Origin of the sequence: Vibrio sp. 10N.247.310.17, from assembly GCF_041466605.1 — a bacterium.
Classification (GTDB): Bacteria; Pseudomonadota; Gammaproteobacteria; order Enterobacterales; family Vibrionaceae; genus Vibrio; species Vibrio tasmaniensis_A.
In genome coordinates, this window is sequence record NZ_JBFSTC010000017.1 from 44,152 (window position 1) to 65,879 (window position 21,728).

At 42.2% G+C, this 21,728-nt stretch carries 24 protein-coding genes; 8 read left to right on the top strand and 16 right to left on the bottom strand.

Annotated features, from left to right (window positions below; all coding sequences use genetic code 11):
• Window positions 1–218: 218 nt before the first annotated feature.
• The 4 genes from AB6D80_RS07505 (at window position 219) to ttcA (ending at window position 3,877) form a co-directional block, all read left to right on the top strand.
• The gene (locus tag AB6D80_RS07505; protein ID WP_372188150.1) at window positions 219–1,079 is read left to right on the top strand and encodes a hypothetical protein; all 861 of its coding nucleotides are present in this window, start codon (window positions 219–221) and stop codon (window positions 1,077–1,079) included.
• Window positions 1,072–1,920: a glucosaminidase domain-containing protein gene (locus AB6D80_RS07510; protein ID WP_371707893.1), complete on the top strand. Its 849-nt coding sequence runs from the start codon at window positions 1,072–1,074 to the stop codon at window positions 1,918–1,920. The genes AB6D80_RS07505 and AB6D80_RS07510 overlap by 8 nt, the downstream gene beginning before the upstream one ends.
• Window positions 1,921–2,043: 123 nt before the next feature.
• Window positions 2,044–2,694: a DUF2987 domain-containing protein gene (locus tag AB6D80_RS07515; RefSeq protein WP_372188152.1), complete on the top strand. Its 651-nt coding sequence runs from the start codon at window positions 2,044–2,046 to the stop codon at window positions 2,692–2,694.
• A gap of 289 nt (window positions 2,695–2,983) precedes the next feature.
• Window positions 2,984–3,877 (top strand): tRNA 2-thiocytidine(32) synthetase TtcA, encoded by an 894-nt coding sequence (gene ttcA, locus AB6D80_RS07520; protein WP_029222956.1) that lies wholly within the window; start codon window positions 2,984–2,986, stop codon window positions 3,875–3,877.
• A 108-nt stretch (window positions 3,878–3,985) separates the two neighbouring features.
• Here the strand turns inward: ttcA and uspE are convergent, their stop codons facing one another.
• From uspE to ccoN, 10 genes are all read right to left on the bottom strand, one after another.
• Window positions 3,986–4,936: a universal stress protein UspE gene (gene uspE, locus AB6D80_RS07525; protein ID WP_372188154.1), complete on the bottom strand. Its 951-nt coding sequence runs from the start codon at window positions 4,934–4,936 to the stop codon at window positions 3,986–3,988.
• Between the two features lie 132 nt (window positions 4,937–5,068).
• Window positions 5,069–5,815: an FNR family transcription factor gene (locus AB6D80_RS07530; protein ID WP_009846714.1), complete on the bottom strand. Its 747-nt coding sequence runs from the start codon at window positions 5,813–5,815 to the stop codon at window positions 5,069–5,071.
• A gap of 86 nt (window positions 5,816–5,901) precedes the next feature.
• On the bottom strand, window positions 5,902–6,576 hold the full coding sequence (locus AB6D80_RS07535) for a sulfite exporter TauE/SafE family protein (protein WP_009846713.1): 675 nt from the start codon (window positions 6,574–6,576) through the stop codon (window positions 5,902–5,904).
• Entirely contained in the window at window positions 6,566–6,802 is a 237-nt protein-coding gene (gene ccoS, locus AB6D80_RS07540; protein WP_009846712.1) for a cbb3-type cytochrome oxidase assembly protein CcoS, read from the bottom strand. The genes AB6D80_RS07535 and ccoS overlap by 11 nt, the downstream gene beginning before the upstream one ends.
• Window positions 6,802–9,174: a heavy metal translocating P-type ATPase metal-binding domain-containing protein gene (locus tag AB6D80_RS07545; protein WP_017103171.1), complete on the bottom strand. Its 2,373-nt coding sequence runs from the start codon at window positions 9,172–9,174 to the stop codon at window positions 6,802–6,804. The genes ccoS and AB6D80_RS07545 overlap by 1 nt, the downstream gene beginning before the upstream one ends.
• Before the next feature lie 5 nt (window positions 9,175–9,179).
• A complete protein-coding gene (locus tag AB6D80_RS07550) occupies window positions 9,180–9,659 on the bottom strand; it encodes a FixH family protein (protein ID WP_009846710.1) in 480 nt (159 codons plus the stop codon).
• A gap of 85 nt (window positions 9,660–9,744) precedes the next feature.
• Window positions 9,745–10,719, bottom strand: a complete 975-nt coding sequence (gene ccoP, locus AB6D80_RS07555) for a cytochrome-c oxidase, cbb3-type subunit III (RefSeq protein ID WP_009846709.1) — start codon at window positions 10,717–10,719, stop codon at window positions 9,745–9,747.
• Window positions 10,719–10,895 (bottom strand): CcoQ/FixQ family Cbb3-type cytochrome c oxidase assembly chaperone, encoded by a 177-nt coding sequence (locus tag AB6D80_RS07560; RefSeq protein ID WP_009846708.1) that lies wholly within the window; start codon window positions 10,893–10,895, stop codon window positions 10,719–10,721. Before AB6D80_RS07560 ends, ccoP begins: the two co-directional genes overlap by 1 nt.
• Before the next feature lie 9 nt (window positions 10,896–10,904).
• Window positions 10,905–11,525: a cytochrome-c oxidase, cbb3-type subunit II gene (gene ccoO, locus AB6D80_RS07565; protein WP_004742292.1), complete on the bottom strand. Its 621-nt coding sequence runs from the start codon at window positions 11,523–11,525 to the stop codon at window positions 10,905–10,907.
• Between the two features lie 11 nt (window positions 11,526–11,536).
• On the bottom strand, window positions 11,537–12,970 hold the full coding sequence (ccoN, locus tag AB6D80_RS07570) for a cytochrome-c oxidase, cbb3-type subunit I (RefSeq protein WP_009846707.1): 1,434 nt from the start codon (window positions 12,968–12,970) through the stop codon (window positions 11,537–11,539).
• Between the two features lie 252 nt (window positions 12,971–13,222).
• Between ccoN and AB6D80_RS07575 the strand changes: the two genes are divergently transcribed.
• From AB6D80_RS07575 to AB6D80_RS07585, 3 genes are all read left to right on the top strand, one after another.
• Window positions 13,223–13,588 carry a hypothetical protein gene (locus AB6D80_RS07575; RefSeq protein ID WP_009846706.1) on the top strand — a complete coding sequence of 122 codons (366 nt, stop codon included), beginning with the start codon at window positions 13,223–13,225 and terminating at the stop codon, window positions 13,586–13,588.
• A gap of 115 nt (window positions 13,589–13,703) precedes the next feature.
• Window positions 13,704–14,888, top strand: coding sequence for an FIST signal transduction protein (locus tag AB6D80_RS07580; RefSeq protein WP_009846705.1), 1,185 nt, complete (start codon window positions 13,704–13,706; stop codon window positions 14,886–14,888).
• Complete coding sequence (locus tag AB6D80_RS07585; RefSeq protein ID WP_017103174.1) at window positions 14,888–16,612, top strand: ATP-binding protein; 1,725 nt, start codon at window positions 14,888–14,890, stop codon at window positions 16,610–16,612. Before AB6D80_RS07580 ends, AB6D80_RS07585 begins: the two co-directional genes overlap by 1 nt.
• Window positions 16,613–17,159: 547 nt before the next feature.
• Here AB6D80_RS07585 and AB6D80_RS07590 read toward each other — a convergent pair.
• The 5 genes from AB6D80_RS07590 to AB6D80_RS07610 all read right to left on the bottom strand — a co-directional run bounded on the left by AB6D80_RS07590 (window position 17,160) and on the right by AB6D80_RS07610 (window position 20,222).
• Window positions 17,160–17,414: a hypothetical protein gene (locus AB6D80_RS07590; protein WP_076678631.1), complete on the bottom strand. Its 255-nt coding sequence runs from the start codon at window positions 17,412–17,414 to the stop codon at window positions 17,160–17,162.
• Window positions 17,415–17,615: 201 nt separating this feature from the next.
• A complete protein-coding gene (locus AB6D80_RS07595; RefSeq protein WP_372188156.1) occupies window positions 17,616–18,287 on the bottom strand; it encodes a gcrA cell cycle regulator family protein in 672 nt (223 codons plus the stop codon).
• 110 nt (window positions 18,288–18,397) lie between these two features.
• Window positions 18,398–18,748, bottom strand: coding sequence for a DUF1293 family protein (locus AB6D80_RS07600; RefSeq protein ID WP_372188158.1), 351 nt, complete (start codon window positions 18,746–18,748; stop codon window positions 18,398–18,400).
• Window positions 18,749–18,750: 2 nt separating this feature from the next.
• Entirely contained in the window at window positions 18,751–20,034 is a 1,284-nt protein-coding gene (locus AB6D80_RS07605) for a replication initiation factor domain-containing protein (protein WP_372188159.1), read from the bottom strand.
• Window positions 20,031–20,222, bottom strand: a complete 192-nt coding sequence (locus AB6D80_RS07610; protein WP_372188161.1) for a hypothetical protein — start codon at window positions 20,220–20,222, stop codon at window positions 20,031–20,033. Before AB6D80_RS07610 ends, AB6D80_RS07605 begins: the two co-directional genes overlap by 4 nt.
• 126 nt (window positions 20,223–20,348) lie before the next feature.
• Here AB6D80_RS07610 and AB6D80_RS07615 point away from each other — a divergent pair, with 126 nt between their 5' ends.
• A complete protein-coding gene (locus tag AB6D80_RS07615; protein WP_372188163.1) occupies window positions 20,349–20,525 on the top strand; it encodes a hypothetical protein in 177 nt (58 codons plus the stop codon).
• A gap of 865 nt (window positions 20,526–21,390) precedes the next feature.
• Here the strand turns inward: AB6D80_RS07615 and AB6D80_RS07620 are convergent.
• On the bottom strand, window positions 21,391–21,624 hold the full coding sequence (locus AB6D80_RS07620) for an RstC protein (RefSeq protein WP_372188165.1): 234 nt from the start codon (window positions 21,622–21,624) through the stop codon (window positions 21,391–21,393).
• Window positions 21,625–21,728: the final 104 nt, after the last annotated feature.

Consider the following 21,728-nt stretch of genomic DNA (forward strand, 5'->3'; position numbering starts at 1 on the left):
ACAAAAAAATTCGCAGGTAAAAGTAAACATCCTTTACCATACTGTTATTTGTTGGGTTCACACCCTAACAAGTGTCTAATTATTAACCATTAAGACGTAAAAGCAAGCCTTGTTACAGATTCATATTTTAGTTTGCATCCGACATATGGGTATAATGAAGGTAATTTTTTATCAATAAGTTAGGTGCCTTCGTTTAGTTGGCGCACCTAGGTATCAATATGAACAACGACATCGAAAAAGATTTTAATTTGGGCGGTAGTATCGACCGTGCACTTTCCGGCGATTATGAGCTCAAAGCAACGGCTGTATTCCAAGAGGCTTGGAAACATACGATAAGTCACTTTCTTTCGTTTTCCCCTGCGATTGTTGCGCTGATGTTCGTACAATTGGCTATCTTTTATATCGCACTAAAGCTGCAACTTGGTGACCCAGCAGTGATCTTAGATGCGGTAATCGACCCTGAGGCCTTTACACCCCAGATCGTTGAATCGATTTTCATTGCGAATTTTAGCTATGAAGTCGTCAGTGCACCCATCTATGCCGGCATCTGTTTAATGGCAATGAGCCATGCTGCAGGTCTTCAAACTAAAGTGCGCCACATAGGCAAAGGTTTACAGTTTACGATCCCCGTTATTCTAGTGACTTTGTTCAGCCTAATGCTTCAAGGCATCGCTGGTATGATTCTGCCATTTCTGTCTATCTACTTCTCACTTGCGTTCAGCAACTCAATTCTGCTGATTTGTGATAAAAAAGTTCCACCGATGCAATCGCTATTACTTTCTCTAAGAGCAGTAAATAAGAAGATCTTCGTTGTCGCGTCTATATACCTAATGGTTATGCTGATGTTCATCGTTGCTGCGATGATGTACGGCATTGGCTTGATCTTCGTTCTTCCATTCTTCTTCCACGTGAAAGGTATCGTTTACCGTGAGATGTTTGGCATAAAGCTGAAGATAATTGCATCAGACCGCCCAATGAGCGATGACGATAGCGATAGCGATAGCGATGGCGGTAACAATAACGGCAACAACAGTAGCCATGGTAACAAGAACAAAAACCCGCAGGTCTTCGATGCGTAATAACGACAAAGGCAGCGCGAGTAAATCTCTTGCGCTCAAAGTAACAACACTAGCAATCGTGGGTTCTATTTCACTGATTGGCCCTTACCTTTACCAAGAAGAAGAACGGCGACGTACGACAGAACAAAGCTCTAATTCAGCAGACCAATTTGATGACTTAACTGTTGCTTCAAGCGCACCAAATTTTGCTGCTATTAAGGATGTAAACGAGAAAAAAGACGCGTTTTTCTCGTTCCTACGCCCAAGCATCAAGATTGAAAACAAACGTATCACCAAAGAGCGTGCGTTTTTAACCAAGATCTCTGAATCAGGTATTACGAATATTGATTCAGAAGACATGTCGTATGCGAAAAGGCTAGGGAAGTTATACAGCTTGCCAGTGCAATCTTCAGGATTAGATCAAGCTTGGCTTACGGAAATGCTTAGTCGCGTAAACGTACTGCCAGAGGCGCTTGTATTAACACAGGCTGCCAATGAATCGGCTTGGGGGACATCACGTTTCGCCACCAAAGCAAACAACTATTTCGGACATTGGTGTTACAGCAAAGGTTGTGGCCTTGTTCCGCTACAACGTAACGAAGGCAGCTCGCATGAAGTAGCAACATTTTCTTCAAGCCAAGAATCCGTACACCGTTACTTCATGAACCTTAATCGTAACCGTGCCTATGCAGATTTAAGAGCCATTCGTGCGCAACTGGCAGCAAATGGTAATGATCTGTTAACCAAAGAAACGGCGACCGAATTGACCAATGGCTTGTTAAAATATTCTGAGCGAGGTTCAGACTATGTGACTGATTTACAAGCTATGATCCGTCACAACAAGGTATACTGGGAAAAGTAACTCATTTGGATATCCGTTTGATTGACTTCTTTAGTCAATTTGACACCAAGCAATATCGCAAAAGAGCAGCTCATTGGCTGCTCTTTCTATTTATAAACGCTCAACTTCAACAAGATTATAATAATGAAAAAGACAGCTGTCGCTTTATTAGCCACTTTAAGTTTTGGGGTTTCTCTTCCAGCTTCGGCGCAAGAATACATGTTCACGTATTCTAAACTCTATACTCAGCTGAAAAACAACACCAAAGAAGGGCACGATGATGTCAAAGTTGCGGTGTTCTTTGTTGACCAACAAGCACAGAAAACCTGTCACATCAGCAAAGCTTGGATGGAGAAAGAAGAGCACTACGAAGAGCTAAAAGTATCTCCTGCGAATGAGCTGCTTCTACCTGTAGATCAAAACCTGCGCTCAGCAAATCCTCTTATCTTTGTACAAACCCAAGAGCAAGAGTGTGCATATTCGCTCGTTGTAATGACTCAAGAGCCTTTAGCTGGCGATGTTGAAGTTGCACAGCTAGAAAGCCTGTTACCACAGATGCAGGCAATGCTAGAAGACGTCAGCGGCATGTTCTCTAGCTGGTTCACACCTGATATCCAAGGGTTAACGTTGGAGTTCAATGACAAGCTTGAAGGCAACATTGCTCTATCTAACGGTAAACAGATCCCAATTAAAGAAGGCCGTGTTAAATTCACCTTAGAAGAGCTCAATGGAAGTGACAGCATCACTTTACCAGAGCCAACGGTTCGCGTATTACCGTACATTCCCGCGCAATAAGTCTAGCTAAAAGCACTCCCTACGCTTTGAGGAAGTAGTTCTTAAGCAGCCTGGTCTTTTAGAGAAGGCTGCTTTTCTTTGTCTACTATACAAACCTCGAATTTGTTAAGACGCGTTTATCTAACCGTTTAGAGAGCTTAAAGCTCAAAAGAAGCGGAATCTTTCCAATACTCAGCTTGTTAATCCTGCCGTTACTATTTCAACATCAAATAAAAATCCGTATAATCCACGCCCTAAAACAGTCCCACTAGCAATCTACAGTCGGTAATACGACGGTGTGAGAGTCGCAATGAACCAAAACGAAAATAAAAAAGAAACACTTGAATTCAACAAGCTTCAGAAACGTCTGAGACGAAATGTTGGAAATGCCATCGTTGACTACAACATGATCGAAGAGAATGACGTAGTAATGGCATGCATTAGTGGCGGTAAAGATTCATTTGCGATGCTAGATATTTTGCTACGTTTACGTGAAGCTGCACCTATCAAATTCGATGTTGTTGCCGTAAACCTAGACCAAAAACAACCTGGCTTTCCTGAGCATATTCTTCCTGAGTACTTCGAAACTCTGAACATTCCTTACTACATCGTAGATAAAGATACGTACTCCGTAGTTAAAGAGAAAGTGCCAGAGGGTAAAACAACCTGTGGTCTATGTTCTCGTCTTCGTCGTGGTACTTTGTACTCGTTTGCAGAGAAAATTGGGGCGACTAAGATTGCTCTTGGCCACCACCTAGACGATATTGTTGAGACGATGTTCCTGAACATGTTCCACGGTGCACGCTTGAAAGCAATGCCGCCAAAATTGCGTTCTGATGATGGCCGTAACGTTGTTATTCGTCCACTGACTTATTGTCGTGAAACGGACTTAATCCAATACGCAGAGCACCTAGATTTCCCAATCATTCCTTGTAACCTGTGTGGCTCTCAAGAGAACCTACAGCGTCAGAACATTAAAGCGATGTTGATTGATTGGGATAAGCAAACGCCAGGTCGTGTTGAGAAGATTTTCAAGTCAATTCAGAACGTAAGTCCAAGCCAACTGGCTGACCGAGAATTGTTTGATTTCGTAAACCTTCCACTAGACCGTAGTGAAGATCGCAAGGCCTACGAATTCGAAGAAGCTGAAATTTCCTCTTCAAATATTGATGAGTCAATGTTCATCGACGTGACTAACGTATAACGAGATATTCACGATTCTGTATTTGGAATGGCGGAAGCTCTAGATAATAAAAAACGCCTCAAGCAGTGCTTGAGGCGTTTTTTATGATTTTAAATCAGCTATAGGGTATTAACCTATAGATAAATTAGGATCAAGTGGACTGACGTAACCCGACGGTTTAAGAGCCAGTACATCGCAGTTAATCTTGTCGATTACATGTTCCGCAGTATTACCAATAAACACGGCAGACAATCCAGTACGGCCGGTTGTACCAAGAATCACCATAGCAGCGTTGTTTTCAGACGCGACACGAGGAATAACATCTTCTGGCAAGCCTTGCTCAACAACAGTTTGCTCTTCACTCATACCGTGCTTCTGGCGCAACGCTTTCATCGCTGTTAAGTGATGGCCACGAACCGCGTCAGTATAAGAGGTTGGGTCAAACTCTGGCAGCTCGATTGTGATATTAGCAGGTGTCACCGGGTAGGCGTTTACCAATAGCGGCTCAGCATCTAAACGACCTGTGATTTCAAGTAATCTGTCGACTATCGTATCATTGAGCTCTAAGTGAGCTTCTGTTTCAGAGCCAACATGAACGGAAGCGTAGATCTTCGCGTGTTCTGGCCAGAAATCATTTTTAACCAACAACACTGGGCTAGGGCATTTTCTTAATAGGTGCCAGTCGGTTGGAGTAAAGATGACTGATTCTAAGGTATCGTGCTTACGTGTGCCTTTGATCAAAATGTCATGCTCACCACTGTAAACCTCAGCAATGATCGCTTCATACGGGCGATTATGCCAAACCACTTGAACGTTAAATTCAATGGAATCATCAAGGTAAGGAGCCGCCACTTTATTCATCCAAATTTCACGTTGATGAATTACACCTTTACGCATTGCGTCTCTTTCATCGACAGAGAGCATAGATGTCATATCATACGAGAAATCGTAGATCGATAAAAAGAAAGTGATGTGGCTTGTTGATGTGCTTTTCTTGGCAAGTTGGATAGCACGAACTAGAGCAGGTTGCTCATCGTGATTAATGTCTGCGACAACTAAAATTTTGTTATAGATACTCATAACTAAGCCTACTTTTCAGACCGAACATATAAATAATGTAGCGTAGTTATGGAGAGAATAAGAGAAATATAAGAGGTTTTAAGAGAGAAACATGATGTAGCTCATTATTGAACTACATCATTGATATCTAGACTATTCTTTTGAAACGCCAGCAAGTTCCATCAACGCATCGTGATCTTCGATAGTGATATATTTGCCTTTAACGCTCAAGATGTCTGCTTTTTGGAAGCGACCTAAAAGACGGCTAATTGTTTCAACAGTCAAACCAAGGTAGTTACCAATATCGCCACGAGTCATCGTTAGGCGAAACTCACGTGGGCTGAAGCCACGTTGAGAGAAACGAGTAGAAAGGTTGTAAAGGAATGCAGCAAGACGCTCTTCCGCGTTCTTCTTAGAAAGAAGCAGAATCATTTCTTGGTCACCTTTAATCTCATTACTCATCAGACGCATAATTTGCTGACGCAATTTAGGCATTTTTCCTGATAGGTCGTCTAGAATTTCGTATGGAATTTCACATACCATAGAAGTTTCTAACGCTTGTGCGAAACTAGGGTGCATGTCACCAGTAATCGCATCGAAGCCAACAAGATCGCCCGCTAGATGGAATGCAGTAATTTGCTCATCACCTTGCTCGGTAATCGTGTAGCTCTTGATCGTTCCAGAGCGAATAGCGTATAGAGATTTAAGCTCGTCACCGGCTTTAAATAACTCTTGGCCTTTTTGAATAGGCTTTTTTCTCTCAATGATCTGATCAAGTTGATCGAGTTCAGATTCATTCAAAGTAAACGGAATACAGAGCTGGCTAATACTACAATCCTGGCAATGGATCGCACAGCCACCAGACTGAACACGTTTCGTCACAGGCTTTTCAGAAATCATAACAATCTTTCACTATTTGATATACGTCAATATTTTAGCATTCCTTAATCCTAAAGGGTAGTAAAAAAACCGGATTAAAGACGCCGCTATACGGTATAAATAATAAGCTGTAGCGCCATATAACCGGTATAGAAGCCGTAAATGAGGATTAAAATTGCACCAAACTGACGAAATAAGTCAGCTTGTTGCAGTTTTTTGAGGAAATTTGCCCCCATTCCAACCGTGAGCATCGCAGGGAGGGTTCCTAAACCGAAAGCAAGCATGATACCCGCTCCGTTATACCAACTTCCTGATACGGCCGCCCATGTAAGCATAGAATAAACAAGGCCACATGGTAACCACCCCCAAATGAAACCAAATGGTAGAGCGTGACTAGGATGCTTCAATGGTAGAAATGATTTACCGACAGGAGAGATATAGCGCCATAGTTTTTGTCCGACTTTTTCAAAAAACAACAAGCCGAACCACCATTTGCCAATATACAAACCTAAGACGATCATAAAGCCAGCAGCAAATAATCGCAGCCAACCTAGCAGAGCGTTAAAATCGCTTAGCTGACCTATAGAAGAAATTGCACCGCCAATCACACCGCCAATCACGGCATAGCTTAGCAAGCGTCCTAGGTTATAAAGCAGGGGAATGACAGGGGAAGGTTTACTGTTTCCAATTGAAAGAAGCGACGCAATGCCACCACACATTCCCATGCAGTGACCTGCGCCGATCAACCCAACAACAAAGGCTCCGATCCAATCAGGCGTCATCGTTCTTTTTGTCTAAGTTAGTTTGGCTTTCTACGTTAGCTTTCTCGTTCTTAACAGGTTTACTATCAGAATGGTGAAGAGCATTAGTGTCTTCATCAAACAGAATGTTGTGGCCTTGACGCTCAAGGTCTTCAAACTGCTCACTCTTAACTGCCCACAGAAATATACCGACAGCGATGCACACAAGTACGATCGCAATTGGAATAAGTATGTATAAACTTTCCATTATTTACCTTGCTCTTTTAAAAGCCTTAACGAGTTAGACACAACAATAATAGAGCTAGCAGACATGCCAACAACGGCAATGTATGGAGCAACCAAACCCGCTACGGCCAATGGAAGAATAAGTAAGTTATACCCCAACGACCACGCTAAGTTTTCACGGATTATCTTACGCGTTTTAAGCGCTAATGTTCGTGATTTAAGTAATCTATCGAGTTTGTCACCCAATAACACCATATCCGCTGAGGCTTTCGCCACGTCGGTACCGCCGCCCATAGCAACCGAAAGGTGTGCACCTGCAAGAATAGGCGCATCGTTAATACCGTCACCAACCATCATGGTGATGTCACTAGCGTCTCTAGAGTTTAAATAAGCCAGTTTATCTTCCGGCTTCGCGTTAGCAACAATGTCAGTAATGCCGATCTCTTCAGCAACAGGTTTCGCGTTAATCAAAGAATCGCCAGTCAGCAGCGTGGTTTTGATTCCCGCTTCTTTGAATTGCTTAATGAACTCAATACTTTCTTTACGAATCGGGTCTTCATAAGTGAATGTTGCGGTATGTCGACCAGACATCGACAAGTAAATACCATTGCTTTCCGATGTTTGTGCATCACCAAGAATGAATTCACTGCTGCCGATAGCGACTTCTTGTCCATTCCACTCACCAGTGATACCAGAGCCAATTACGTTATTGACAGACTCTACTTCGATATCATCAGAAAGATGAGTCTTGAACGCTTTCGCGATAGGGTGGTTAGCATGTTGCTCTAGGCTCGCCGCTACTTTCAAACAGGTGTCTTTATCAAGTTCTGCGAAGGTTTCAACTTGGCTGATACGAATATCACCCTCGGTCAACGTGCCTGTTTTATCTATGATCAAGTGATTCACTTTGCACAAAGTTTCAAACACATGGCCTTTGCGCAGCAAGATACCGAAATTACCCATACGAGAAGTTGAGCAGGTGATGGCTGTCGGTGTTGCAAGCGATAGAGCACAAGGACATGTCGCAACAAGTACCGAGAGCATAATCCAGAAAGCATCTTCTGGACGTGTTTGGTGCCAGTAAAACCAAGTGCCGAACGAGATAACCAGAATCACAGCAACAAAGTATCGAGCAACCACATCGGCAATCTCAGCGATGCGAGGCTTAGACAGCTGCGCTTCATCCTGAAGGCGAACGATATTGGAAATCACGGAATCAGCTTTAGACGTCATCACTTCCAATTCAAACGATTCATCACCATTCAATGTACCAGCAAATACGGTATCGCCTTCATTCTTAACCACATGAATCGATTCGCCAGTCAGCATCGATTCATCAATATGAACTCTACCAGACAGTACTTTACCATCCGCAGGGATATGCTCACCGGGTAGAACCCGAATCTGGTCGCCGACTTTCAATGTTTTAACTGGAACTTGTTCACCGTCTAATGTTGTCGCCATAGCTGGAACTAGCTTAAGCAGGTTACCACTAGCTGCTGCCGCTTTACGACGCGCGCGCATCTCAAGGAAACGACCAAGCAACAAGAAGAAGGTGAACATCGAGATAGATTCAAAGAACACTTCGCCTTGCTCTGTCACCGTTGCCACTAAACTCGCAACATAGGCAAACAATAGAGCGATCGACACAGGAACATCCATGCCCAAGGTTCGGCCTTTAATACTACGCCAAGCGTTAATATAGAACGGTAATGCTGAGTAGAGCAGTACAGGCGTTGCGAAGATCAAGCTCACCCAACGAAAGTAGCTTTTGAATTCCGGCTCAAGGCTGCCAAAAACTTCGAGATAAAGCGCCACCGCTAGCATCATAACTTGCATAGTCGCTAAACCCGCGACACCAAGACGATAAAGGTAGTTTTTCATCGAACGATGATAAGCGGCTTCTTGTTGGTCAGCCTCGAATGGTGCAGCTTTGTAGCCCAACCTATGAATCGCGGATAGCAACTCGCTTAGTTTAGCCTGAGTGTTGTCCCAACTAAGCAAAGCGCGGTTGGTCGTGGTATTAACACGAATACTCACAACGCCAAGCTTTGAAGAAACTTGCTTCTCAATAAGCCAAGCACAAGCCGCACAAGAGACACCATCTAGTGACAATGTCACCTCAGAGACGTTTTCGGAGTTACGGACGAACTCCAATTGAACATCTTCATTGTCATAGTGACTGAGAGCCAGAAGTTGCTCTGGCACCAGATCGGCTTTTTCAGCCGGAGCAGTACGGTATTGGTAATAAGAGACCAAACCGCTATCTATGATTGTCTGGGCTACGGTTTCGCAACCCGGACAACACATCGGACGAACCGATCCTAAAATTTCTACTTTAAAATCCGTTTCCGCTGGTACATCTTCACCGCAGTGATAACAGGATTCACACATAAGCTTTAATTCGTTAGTTGAGTAGGAGTATCAATAGGGAAGTTCATGCGACCTTGCACTAACCATTCAGAATCATGCGGAGAAAGCTCAATAAACCATGGTCCTTGCATTTCGTGATCCAAAGTCATGGTGTAGTTGCCTTTCGCATCCGCTGTCAGTAGTTGAGTAAAATCGCGGTCAGGCAGTGTTCTGTGAACAAACATTGCGTTAATCGCAGGGAAGTGATCGAGTTTACCTTTCTCAAGAGTAATGATAACTGAGTTACCTTTCTCGTTAACTGAAGCTGAAAGGCCGAGTTCCTTTGCAATATTTACTTTTGAAATGTCGACATTAATGCCTTTTCCTTTTTTATAGTAATCCTCAGTCACTAGGTCTACAGAGTTCTGTGTGAACACAATAACCGTCATGATGGTCCAAATAACTACTGTCGCTGGCAACGCGATTAAGAACCACGGCCAAAACTGTTTATACCAAGGCTTTACCATAAAAAAGATCTCAAAAAAGAATAAAAAGAAGGGGTTATAAAATAAAGGAAAGACAGCCTCTTAGAAAGAGGCTGTTATTGAAATGTTACTTATTATCCGAGTTGCTTAAGCTCCACACGTATGATGAAATCAGTTGTACTTTATCCTCGCCTAGAATGTCTTTCCAAGCAGGCATCACGCCAGAGCGTCCGTACATTACTGTTTCCGTCACAGCAGCGCGAGAGTCGCCAAACAACCAGTCGCGGTCGGTCAGGTCAGGTGCACCTACAGCAGGGTTACCCTTACCATCTGTACCGTGACATGCAGCACATACAACAAAGCGTGCTTTACCAGCTTCAGCTTCACGAGCATTCACACTACGTCCAGAAAGGCTAAGCGTGTAGCTAACCACTTCTTTAACGCCTTGCTCACCAAGTGCATCTTTCCAGCCAGGCATTTGGCCAACACGACCATGCATGATTGTTGTCACGATAGCTTGTGGTTCACCACCATATAGCCATGCGTCATCAGTTAGGTTAGGAAAACCTTTTTGACCACGAGCATCAGAGCCGTGACACTGAGAACAGTTTTGCAAGAATAAACGTTGGCCCACTTTAATTGCGTCAGCATCTGATGCAATGTCAGGGACAGAACGTAAACCATTTTCGTCGTGAGCTAGCTTTTTGAATGCTTCACCAAAATAGGTGTTGGCGTCATCAAGCTCTTTCGCGTACTCGTCTAACTGCTTGTTCGCTTGAGCCGCAGCAATCGAAGAGCGAGACTCTTCAATACTACGAACTTCTTGGTTTGAACTTGTCCACCCTAGTAGACCTTTAAAATTGCCAAGGCCAGGGTAAAGAGCAAGGTAAACCGCTGCAAACACAATCGTACTGATGAAAAGGTATGTCCACCATTTTGGTAGTGGGTTATTAAGCTCACGAATACCATCGTATTCATGGCCCATATCATGACCTTCTTCTACGCCAGTTCGATCTTTAAAACACCAACGAAGCAAGACAGCACAACCAATTAGGGTACCAATCGTAATCGCACTAACCCAGATACTCCAGAATGTACTCATTACTTTGTCACTCCTTGATTTTTAGAACTTGTTGCCGGCTCGTCGTCTGCAAACACTAGGTTCGCATCTTCGTCGAAACGTGATTTACGATTCTTGCCGTATGCCCACCAAACGATGCCGATGAAGCAAGCAAAAACAGTAACAGTCCAAACACTTTGAAATGTAATAATGTCCATAATTATTCCTTATTTCATTGCGTGGCCAAGCGATTGAAGGTAAGCGATGATTGCATCCATCTCTGTTTTTCCTTCAACATCTTGTTTAGCGTTAGCAATTTGTTCGTCTGTGTAAGGAACACCAAATTGATTACGGAAGAGTTCAAGCTTCTGTTGAGTCAATTTGCCATCAAGTACATTCTCAGCAAGCCATGGGAAACCAGGCATGTTTGATTCAGGAACAAGTTCACGAGGGTCGATAAGATGAACACGGTGCCACTCATCAGAGTAACGATCACCAACACGCGCTAGATCTGGACCAGTACGCTTAGAACCCCATAGGAATGGGTGCTCCCAAACGCTTTCGCCCGCTACAGAGTAGTGACCGTAACGTTCAGTTTCAGAGCGGAAAGGACGAATCATTTGGCTGTGACATACGTTACAACCTTCGCGGATATAAATATCACGACCTTCCATTTCCAGAGCAGAGTAAACGCGTAGGTTTTCTACAGGTTCAGTCGTCTGCTTTTGGAAAATAAGAGGGGTAATTTCTACTAAAGCACCAAAACTGATAGCAATAACGATCAAGATCGCCAGTAGGCCAACGTTCTTCTCTACCAACTCATGGCGATTATTTGAATTTGAGCTCATTCTAAATCTCCTTAAGCCGGTTGAGGGATAGCTTTAAGGCTATCTTTAGGTGCAGAAACAGTTTTGTACGTGTTGTATGCCATTAAGAACATACCAGATAGGAAGATGAAGCCCCCTAAGAAACGTACAAAGTAGAACGGGTAAGATGCTTCTACAGATTCAACGAAGCTGTAAGTTAATGTACCGTCAGAGTTAACTGCACGCCACATCAGACCTTGCATCACACCAGAAATCCACATTGCAACAATGTAGAAAACCGTACCAATCGTTGCTAACCAGAAGTGAACATTGATTAGAGATACAGAGTACATACGCTCTTGACCAAATAGTTTAGGAACTAAGTGGTAAACCGAACCGATAGAAACCATCGCAACCCAACCTAGCGCACCAGAGTGAACGTGACCGATAGTCCAGTCCGTGTAGTGAGATAGTGCGTTAACCGTTTTGATTGCCATCATAGGGCCTTCGAAAGTCGACATGCCGTAGAATGATAGAGAAACGATTAGGAAACGTAGGATAGGGTCGTAGCGTAGCTTATGCCACGCACCAGATAGAGTCATAATACCGTTGATCATGCCACCCCAAGATGGAGCAAACAGAACCAAAGACATAACCATACCTAGAGACTGAGTCCAGTCTGGAAGTGCTGTGTAGTGTAGGTGGTGAGGACCAGCCCAAATATACAGAGACACAAGAGCCCAGAAGTGAACAATCGACAAACGGTAAGAGTAAACAGGGCGACCAGCTTGTTTAGGAACGAAGTAATACATCATACCTAGGAAACCAGCTGTCAATAGGAAGCCTACCGCATTGTGTCCGTACCACCATTGCACCATTGCATCGATCGCTCCGGAATAAATCGAGTACGATTTAAACGCAGATACAGGAACAGCCAGGCTGTTAACGATGTGCAACACGGCAACCGTGATGATGAAGGCTCCGAAGAACCAGTTAGCTACATAAATGTGCGATGTCTTACGCTTAATCATGGTTCCGAAGAACACGACCGCATAAGCTACCCACACAAGAGTAATAGCAATATCGATTGGCCATTCAAGTTCTGCGTATTCTTTACCAGAGGTTAAACCTAACGGTAAAGTAATTGCAGCGGACAGGATAATCGCTTGCCAACCCCAAAAGGTAAAGGCTACGAGAGGGCCACCAAAGAGACGCGTCTGACAGGTACGTTGCACAACATAATATGATGTTGCAAACAGCGCACTTGTACCGAACGCAAAAATAACCGCATTAGTATGCAGGGGACGTAAACGACTGTACGTCAGCCACGGCGTATCAAAGTTTAGCTGTGGCCAAACTAATTGAGCGGCAATCAAAACACCAACGCCCATACCGACAATACCCCACAAAATTGTAACGAGGGTAAATTGACGGACGACCGTATAGTTGTAGTTTTGTTCAAGCTGCTTTTCTTGGCTCATTTGCATGCTTCCAATTTCTTATTTACTACACTTTACTTCCAACACGACTCACGTCGTAATGCCACCCAAATTAGAAAAGGAAATTCAGCCTATTCAGAGCTTTATTTCCACTTGCTGATTTTAAAAAAAAGTGGCATTTTCAACGCGACACTATACTTGAATTAACAAATCAATGACAGAGTAGTAACCTTACGCTTGGTCTGGAATTGGATTTTTATTTAAAAACTTTGAACTTTGTAACAAGGAGTAAAGATTATAATGGCGGCACAAAAGCTAACAAAAGGCAGGCTTGTTCAAATTATCGTCATGTTGGTTATTTTAATAGCTGCATTTACTTGGAGAACAGTGACATACGACAATGACGAAACAGTAAACTGTATAATTTCTAAACCTTGCCAAATTACTATTGATAAACATAATGTTTTAATTTCGGGTGATAACCTAGGGTATTCGATCGAAACATCTAAAACTGGTAAATTTATCATTAACTATAATGAGAGCGGAACTCTAGAAGAAAAAGGGGCATCAATTTGGCTGTTACGAACGAACGCTCAGAACTCCTCAATAACGGTTACATTTCCACAACAGATAGCCACACTTTCTGTAAACCTTTCTAAGGAATAACACAGTAACAAGTTAGTCTCGCCTCAATTCTTTTGATAGAAATATGTACTAAGTCAGTGAAATAGATTGTATAAAAGTGTTATAAAGAGAGCATTAATAAAATCTTCCGAGATCTATGAAATTTCTATCAAAAGTCTCTTATTCCCTAGACGATAAAATCGCAGTAGATGAGCTGCTCAGTGGGGTGGCAAACCCTGACGATATTGCCTGTCTTATCTGCTACTGCACCGAAGAGTACTCCACACTTGCTGTGCAGAGATATTTGGTAGATGCGCTCCCGAATACACCAATACATGGCTGCACCACTTGTCACGGTATTATGACCGAAACAGGATTCCATTCAGGCCCTGTGATTGGGATACTCATCATCTATGACTCCGGAATCAATGCCTACGGTACCGGCATCAGTCACTTTGGTGATTCCATAGACCGTAGTACATTCAGCGCCATCGATAAAGCATTAAAGAACGCCAACCGAGAAGGTGAAATACCCGATCTTATCTTGCTCCATTCCACCCCAGGAAATGAAGAGAAGGTGATGGCGGCCATCGATAACAAATTTGGCACAGAGGTGCCGATTATTGGTGGAAGCGCAGCAGACAATCAAGTGTCTGGAAATTGGAGTATCTTTACCGAAGAAGCTCTTGCTATTAATGGCGTCTCTTTAACGGTGTTTTTTGCGTCACAATCCATCTATTCATCTTTTAGCGCCGGTCATACACCCACTCAGTATTCAGGCACCGTCACCAAAGTAAGAAATCGAATATTGTTAGAGATCGACCATAGGCCAGCGACCACCGTTTATAATGAATGGACTAATTTTCATTTAGGTGGCAGTGATGATGGGTATATTTTTGAAAAGTCGACAGTTTATCCATTAGGCCGAAAGGTCGGCTCTTCTTACGACTACCCATATTTCAAGTTGTCGCATTCGATCAGAGAAACTGAGTGTAACGGTATCGAGTTGTTCACTGATATCAATGAAGGTGACACCATCTATTTGATGCAAGGCTCTAAGCAACAACTTATCAGCCGTGCCGCTAACATCATTCATTCGTCTTACTATAATGATATGGATCTTGAAGAAAAATTAGGGGCGATCAACATATTCTGTGCAGGACCAATGCTGCACCTAAAACAAGATATGGATGAGGTTTGTGACCAAATCAATCACGCACTTGGTGGGCTTCCATACATATGTCCATTTACGTTTGGTGAGCAAGGCAGACTCTCTGGTGGTGAGAATGCGCACGGAAATTTGATGGTATCGTCTGCAACGTTTTATAGGCTGAAAAAGTAATGGATACTGAAGACCAGGAAGCGCTGCAAGAAGCTCGTATTGAACTCCAAAAACTAAAGGTCCGTGAACGTAAATTAGCTGAAGAGAATAGGGTGATCCTATCGACTATCTCTGCGATCAGTAAGGCGAGTAACATATCTGAAATATTTTCTAGTCTCGAATTCGCACTCAAAAAATACATAAAGTTTGATGATTTTATTGTGGTATCAAGAGTAGGGAATGAAGGTAGTTTCAAAACCCTGTTAACCAATAACAAAGTATTCGAACAAATGAATTGGACAGATTGTGGCAAGCTATCGCGAGTCATTAATGGAGAATGTGCCATTCTTTTTGAACCCAAATCTCTGGGTGAATTCAGCACTTTGCATCCCATTATCCTAGACCAAATTAACTCCGTACTGATTACTGGTATTGATAGCGGGCTAACACAATCCGTTATCATCTTTATCCATTCCAATACCAAACACTTTAGTATTGAAACCAAAGCCACTCTAAACCGATTTCGACCGCTGATTGAGCGTGCTGTTTTCGATATTGAAAACAAAGAAAAACTTGAAGCGACAGTCCGAGAACGTACAGCAGAACTCGTAGCAGCAAGAAAAGACGCAGAAAGAGCCAACAAAGCCAAATCTGAATTCTTAGCAATGATGAGTCATGAGTTAAGAACGCCGCTAAACGCTACCATAGGCTTAATCGACACGCTAAAGTCCACACCGCTGAATGATGAACAACAGTCTATATTGTTAAATATGAGTACATCATCTGAACTCCTATTGGCGATCATCAGTGATGTATTGGACTTTTCAAAGATTGAATCTGGATGCTTCTCGTTGGCTCCTCAATGGAGCAACGCAAGAGACACTGTAACTTTTGTTTTATCTGAACAAAAGAAGATAGCAGACGATAAAGGGTTGTCGTTAACCCTAACTAGCGACATTCCAGAAGGTGAACTACATTACATCGACCCAAGTCGCTTAGCACAGATCCTTTTTAATCTCATTGGTAACGCAATTAAGTTCACTGAACACGGGCATGTACATGTTTCTATTACATACCAGCACAGCTCATTTCGTATTAGCGTAGAAGACACAGGAATTGGCATCAGCTCGCAGCAACTTTCGTCGTTATTCAGTCCATTCGTGCAAGCCGATAGCACAATCACACGTAGGTTTGGTGGCACCGGCTTAGGTTTAGCAATAACAAAACGACTAGTAGAACTGATGCGCGGGCGTATATCGGTCGAAAGTGAGCCAGGAAAAGGCTCGAAATTTGAAGTGCAGTTACCAGTCCTAACGAGAGTGACGAACAATCAAGATCATGCTGCAGAAGATAAATACTCGCAAGTTCCAAGAACCCGTTATTCAGTGTTAGTTGTTGAAGACAACCCAACCAATCAGATGGTGATTCAATTGATCCTTGCGCGGCAAGGCCACGAAGTTTTCATCGCAAGCAACGGTGAAGAAGCCATTGGCTTTGTAGAAAGAGGTAATGATCCGATAGACATTATCTTGATGGATGTGTCGATGCCAGTCATGGACGGAATAACCACAACCAAATACATGAGAGACGCAAACATCAAAACACCAATCGTCGCGCTAACGGCACACACATCAGTAGAAGATAAATTTTCTTGTTTAGATGTCGGTATGAATGATTTCATTACCAAACCTGTAAGAACCAAAGAGATCATTGAAGCAATTGATAGGTTAATGCTTGAAGTCTAATAAACGTATTCTTAATCGAAGATTAGGAAATATGTTTATTAGGTATTTTATGGTAAATAGACTTACTGTTAAATAGAACGTCAGTTTGGTAGTCAAACAAGAGGCAGGGCATCACACAAAGATACCTGCCTTATAAACATCGAAACCAATTTAACATAATATACATAATACGCACTGTTAGCTTTTAGAAAGCCAAACAATACAAACTTCGTTTGTTGCTCCTTTATGCTCTACAAGCAAGCTTATAGCAGCAGAAAGCGAGCTTAACCATAAAACCATAATACGCACTTAGGACAATTGATTAAACGCCCAAATGGCAGAAATCAAAAAAGCAATATGACTTAATAAATCACCAACCGTTAATGATAAACCCAAATCAACCACTTAACACCTCCAGTAAAACTATAACCACCCAGAACCTCTCAACAAAGCCTAACCAAGCTTTAAAAGCGCTTAGCAGTATAAAGGATTTAGTTTATCTCAGCCCACGCTAATTAAATTAGCACAGGCACATAACTCTAGTATTAGATCAAAAGACTCGCTACGCTCATTCTGTCCCTGCGGGGCAAGCCGTCACCAGTGACGGGCTATTTTTGTCACCATACCCCTCAAAGACTCCTTCATCATACATACGCTCATAATCCTCTTCATTGATTTCAACAAAATCAAGATCATCATATAGAGCACACAATTCATGGTGCATTCGCTCGTAAGGAAGCATAGCTTCAAAATAATACCACCCAACACCTACAACAAAAGCCGCGACATAGAAAGACGAATAATATTCATAATACACTTTCATTTAAATCAACCCTTTACTTGGAAGTTTCGACAATCATCTTCAAGACCAATTTGCCAAAAATCATAACACCGTGGACATTGCTCTTCATAGAGGTAGATTTGATTGTCGGAAATGTATTCAGTACAAATGAAGTCAATATCACCACACTGAGGACAGCAATCGCGACGTTTAAAAGAATGAGTTCTATTTTGAATTTTCATGTTACACCGCCTTATAACCATGCGTAAGAGCCGAAGCTGTCACACCATCGCGACGGTTAAAGTGTCTATCAAGTGCTAAACATAAATCATCGAGGTGCATGGCCATCATCGGTGTTGATGGACCCTTTTTATCATAGAAGATCACAACGGAGTCATCGACACGACTTTTGGAGTCTGGAGAGTTACGCTCCAGAACAGACACACGTTTAACCATATCGTAAGGCATCAAGCGTCTAGGGATTGGAGGCTCAGCACTATCTAACTTAGCGCGTTTAAGCCCTAATTCACCCGCAAAGTAACGAACAGAGGCAGGTTGACGACCTAGCTTTTTAGCTAAGGTTTCAATATCAAGTATCCAATAGTTTTGTTTTAAATAATCAACATCTTCCTTAGATAAGCCTTTGAAACGCTTAAGGTTAAGCTTTCTAACCTGACTTTCAACTGAAGATAGAGTACGATCAAGCTTTCGGGCAACTGTAGAAAGGCTTTCCCCTGCAAAGAATAACTCTTCTAAACGGCGAGTATCTTCCTGTACCCAGGTCTTCCTAGCTGCCTTAGGTCTAGACTTTTCAACAACTTGAACTGAACTATCAGAAACTTGAGGTAAACGCACAAGTAAATCCGAAAAAGAACAATCTTGATTAACATCTTGAGATAAAAATGAGCCGTCCACTGTAGCCCCCTAGCCTTTATTTTAAGTATGAAAGACCCTAGCCCCCCAAATATAAATAAGCCGAAAACAGGGAAGCTAAAGCGATAAAATTAATGATTTCTTGATGCAAATTATTGCTTCAAAGAGGAAGAGAAATGCTTTTTGATTTCATCATCAACAGGAATCAACCTGTTAACAATTGCCCCTGATAATGGATCATTCAAATTCAAACCAAGTTCAACTTCATACTCACGACGAGGAACAAGAGCGCCCGTCTCCTCAAGCATTTCAGCATAAGATCGGTCAATCATAAGCGGCTGGTCATATTTCTGATTTACATCACCAGACTCCCCAAAAGTACGACGTTTATAATTATCAGTATCGACAGTACGAAGAGGACGAGAAATATTTAATTGAGCTTGTTCACCACCAAAAGCAGTCCAAACAAAATCGATACCCAATACAAAAATACGTGTAGCCATAATTACTCCAAAGAATTTATTAATTTCTGATGCATAGAGGGATAAGACAAAACGGAATCATCACGAAGTAAAGACGTAACCACCCTTTCAAAATCTCCCTCATAAAGCTCAAGCAGAGAATTTACCAAGCGACCATATTGACGCTTAGCCCAGTACGAGGCCGAAAGCACATCACAAGCGACACGCTTACGACCCTTAGATTTACTAACAACGGGTTTAACATCAGTAGAAACAATCGAAGCAGCATATTGATTCAAGCCAATGAAATGACCGATAGGATTTAAAAGAACGTCAGTGGTGTATTTCTTGAGTTCAACCTCAGAGCGATACCACGAAAAATTATCAGACTTGATATTACGTTCTAATTTTTTGTTATAGATACGCCAGTAAACAAGCGATTGACGAGAGCCGATGTCACGTTCTTCACGAGTAAAAACCTTGTTACCAGACGAGTCATATTGAAACTCATCACCGATTTTCACTTTAGGACTAAAGCCCCTAGAGCGTTTAAAACCACCAAGAAGCGCAGCACGTTCCGCGGCCTCGCAAGTATGAACACCGTCATAATCATCAAAAGCCAAATCAATTCGAGCTAGGTTTTTAACGCAAAGCACCGTAGAAAGCCAATGGTGCAAGAAGTGACAAGAACGACTAGAAAACAGGTACTTACAACCATGAGCAGGTATCTGAAAGTGAACGGTATCCCTATTCCCTCCTATCCCAACCTGACCGCAATAATCATCCCCCGAATCAGATGTTAGAACGAAAGAATCCTCATAAAACTGGAAGCCTTTACCACGAACAGAGCCATAGCTAAACCCTAAGACATATTGAATAAAGCGTCTTAAAGTCTCTTCAAGGTACTCAGTGTAAACCGACTGAAAATAACGATTGTAAGCTTCAATTTCTTCAAAAGTTTTAGCGGTATGAGCGTTAAAAACGGGTTCGTCAGGAAAGTGAATACCGGAATAAGGCGCGTCTTTTTTACAGTGACGAAAATCTGAAAGTTTCACCGTAAAGCTAAGGTAATCAACAATCACAGGTGATTGCTCGTAGTCCTCAATGAAAGTGAACTCTTCTGGTGAATGCTTTACGAACTCAGGTTGAAGACCTGATTTTCTAGGGCGATAAACATGTTTAGGGGAAACCTTATAAGGATGCTTACGCTTAAAAACATCAGGGGCATCAACTGAAACCTGATTAAGAAAGGCAGAGCCACAAACAGGACAACAAACCCTAAGAGATTCCTCGTAGATATGACCGCAATCAATACAAGCGCGACTCACAACTGAACCCCCATGATTGAAATACGTTCCTGATAAGTTGTATCTGTAATATCGACAAACTCGAATTCTAAGAACTCAGATTCACACCAAGACTGCAAATTACGGAAAGACTTGAACACATCCCACTCACCGCACACATAAACCGAGACGGACGAATCAGGCAAAATGTCGTAGTAAATCTTTTCCATGAGTAAGTTTCTTAGAATCTAATTAATTATTTAATGCGTGAAACTTAAATACTTAGATTCTAACTGTCAACAAATATTAGAATCTAAGCTTATAATATTTTAGAAAATGATAGCTAAGGATCAAAAATGGCAACTAAACACATAAAAGATTCAACATGGATAAAAGTAGAAAAGATGACAGTGAAAGCTGTTATCGAAACAAGAACGAGCATCAAAGAAACAGAAATGCTAGATTTCTTGATCAACTTAGGGCTAGAAAAACTAGATGAAGATGATTTCAAAAAGATAAAAAAACAAAGATAGAATTTGTAGATCTAACAAAGTGGTCATGGAGAGAACTTAGCTAAAAAGCAAAAGACAAAATCAAGAGAAAAAGCGGTGAAGGCTGATAGTTAGGTGAAAAGTACCCCCGTAGTACAAGACGGGGGTTTTAATCAAAACTCGCATCGAGACATATCATGCATCCCCCACAGGCTGCGCCTGTAGAGGACGCACGATACGGCCAGACGCTCATAAAAAAAACAAAGCCCAAGTCATATATCTCCATCCTCAATCCTCCGTTTCAGTCTTCAACGTCGTCAATCGTCAGAGATAGATTGACCAAGGCTAAAAAGGAATAAAGGCAAAAGGACATTTCATTAAACAACAAACTCGCTACGCTCGAACACTGGCGCGCTACGCTTGCGAATACAGAGGCGATTCAGTGCGCATTGTGCAAATTATGTTACGGGTTAACTTCTAACAACGATTTTCCTAACGGGCATCAAAAAGGCCAGACAAGCTGGCCTCCTCATTGAGCATGTTACTCGCCCACGTTCTTATTCAGTTAAGCAAAGCAAACCCTCAACATAATTCATACCCATAATACGCACTGAGCGTTATCGTTTCTGGATAGCGTAGCCAAACGCATATATCGACCTTTCATCATGCGAACCACGGCTTTTGCACACACCATAGCAATCTAAACACATAGATAACCGAGGCGAATATTCCTTAGGAACAAATATATAATAGTTGTCCTGAGGCAACTCCAGCTCCCAACCAAGCAAATCGCCATTTTCATCATTCGAAATATAAACTGGAAATGTGAAAACGGAACGCCGAAAGTCATAACGACAAGAGCATAAATATAAATGTTTTGCCTTTAAAACGTGGCTTGGTAGAACTATCAAGATACAGATTCCTTCTGGATGTTATCTAGCTGCTCTTGAGCTTTAATCTGTGGGTAGATTCGAATGAAGCTCAGCATGCTCTGTAATGTCTCAATTTCTTCCATCATATGGAATGTTAATTTGTCGCCTATTTCTTCGGTGTAAGCTCCAGAATTTAAGAACGTAGACATGTTGTGAAGATCATTAACCTTGTCGGAAACATCCGTTAGCGTGTACTCTTGGAAACTCATAATTAACTCTCATATAGTTGATTGTGATAGAAGCCCGTAGCTGTTCTAGCAGTTACGGGCTTTGTTATTAGTGCTTAATGGAATCGGCTCTAAATGGATTTGAA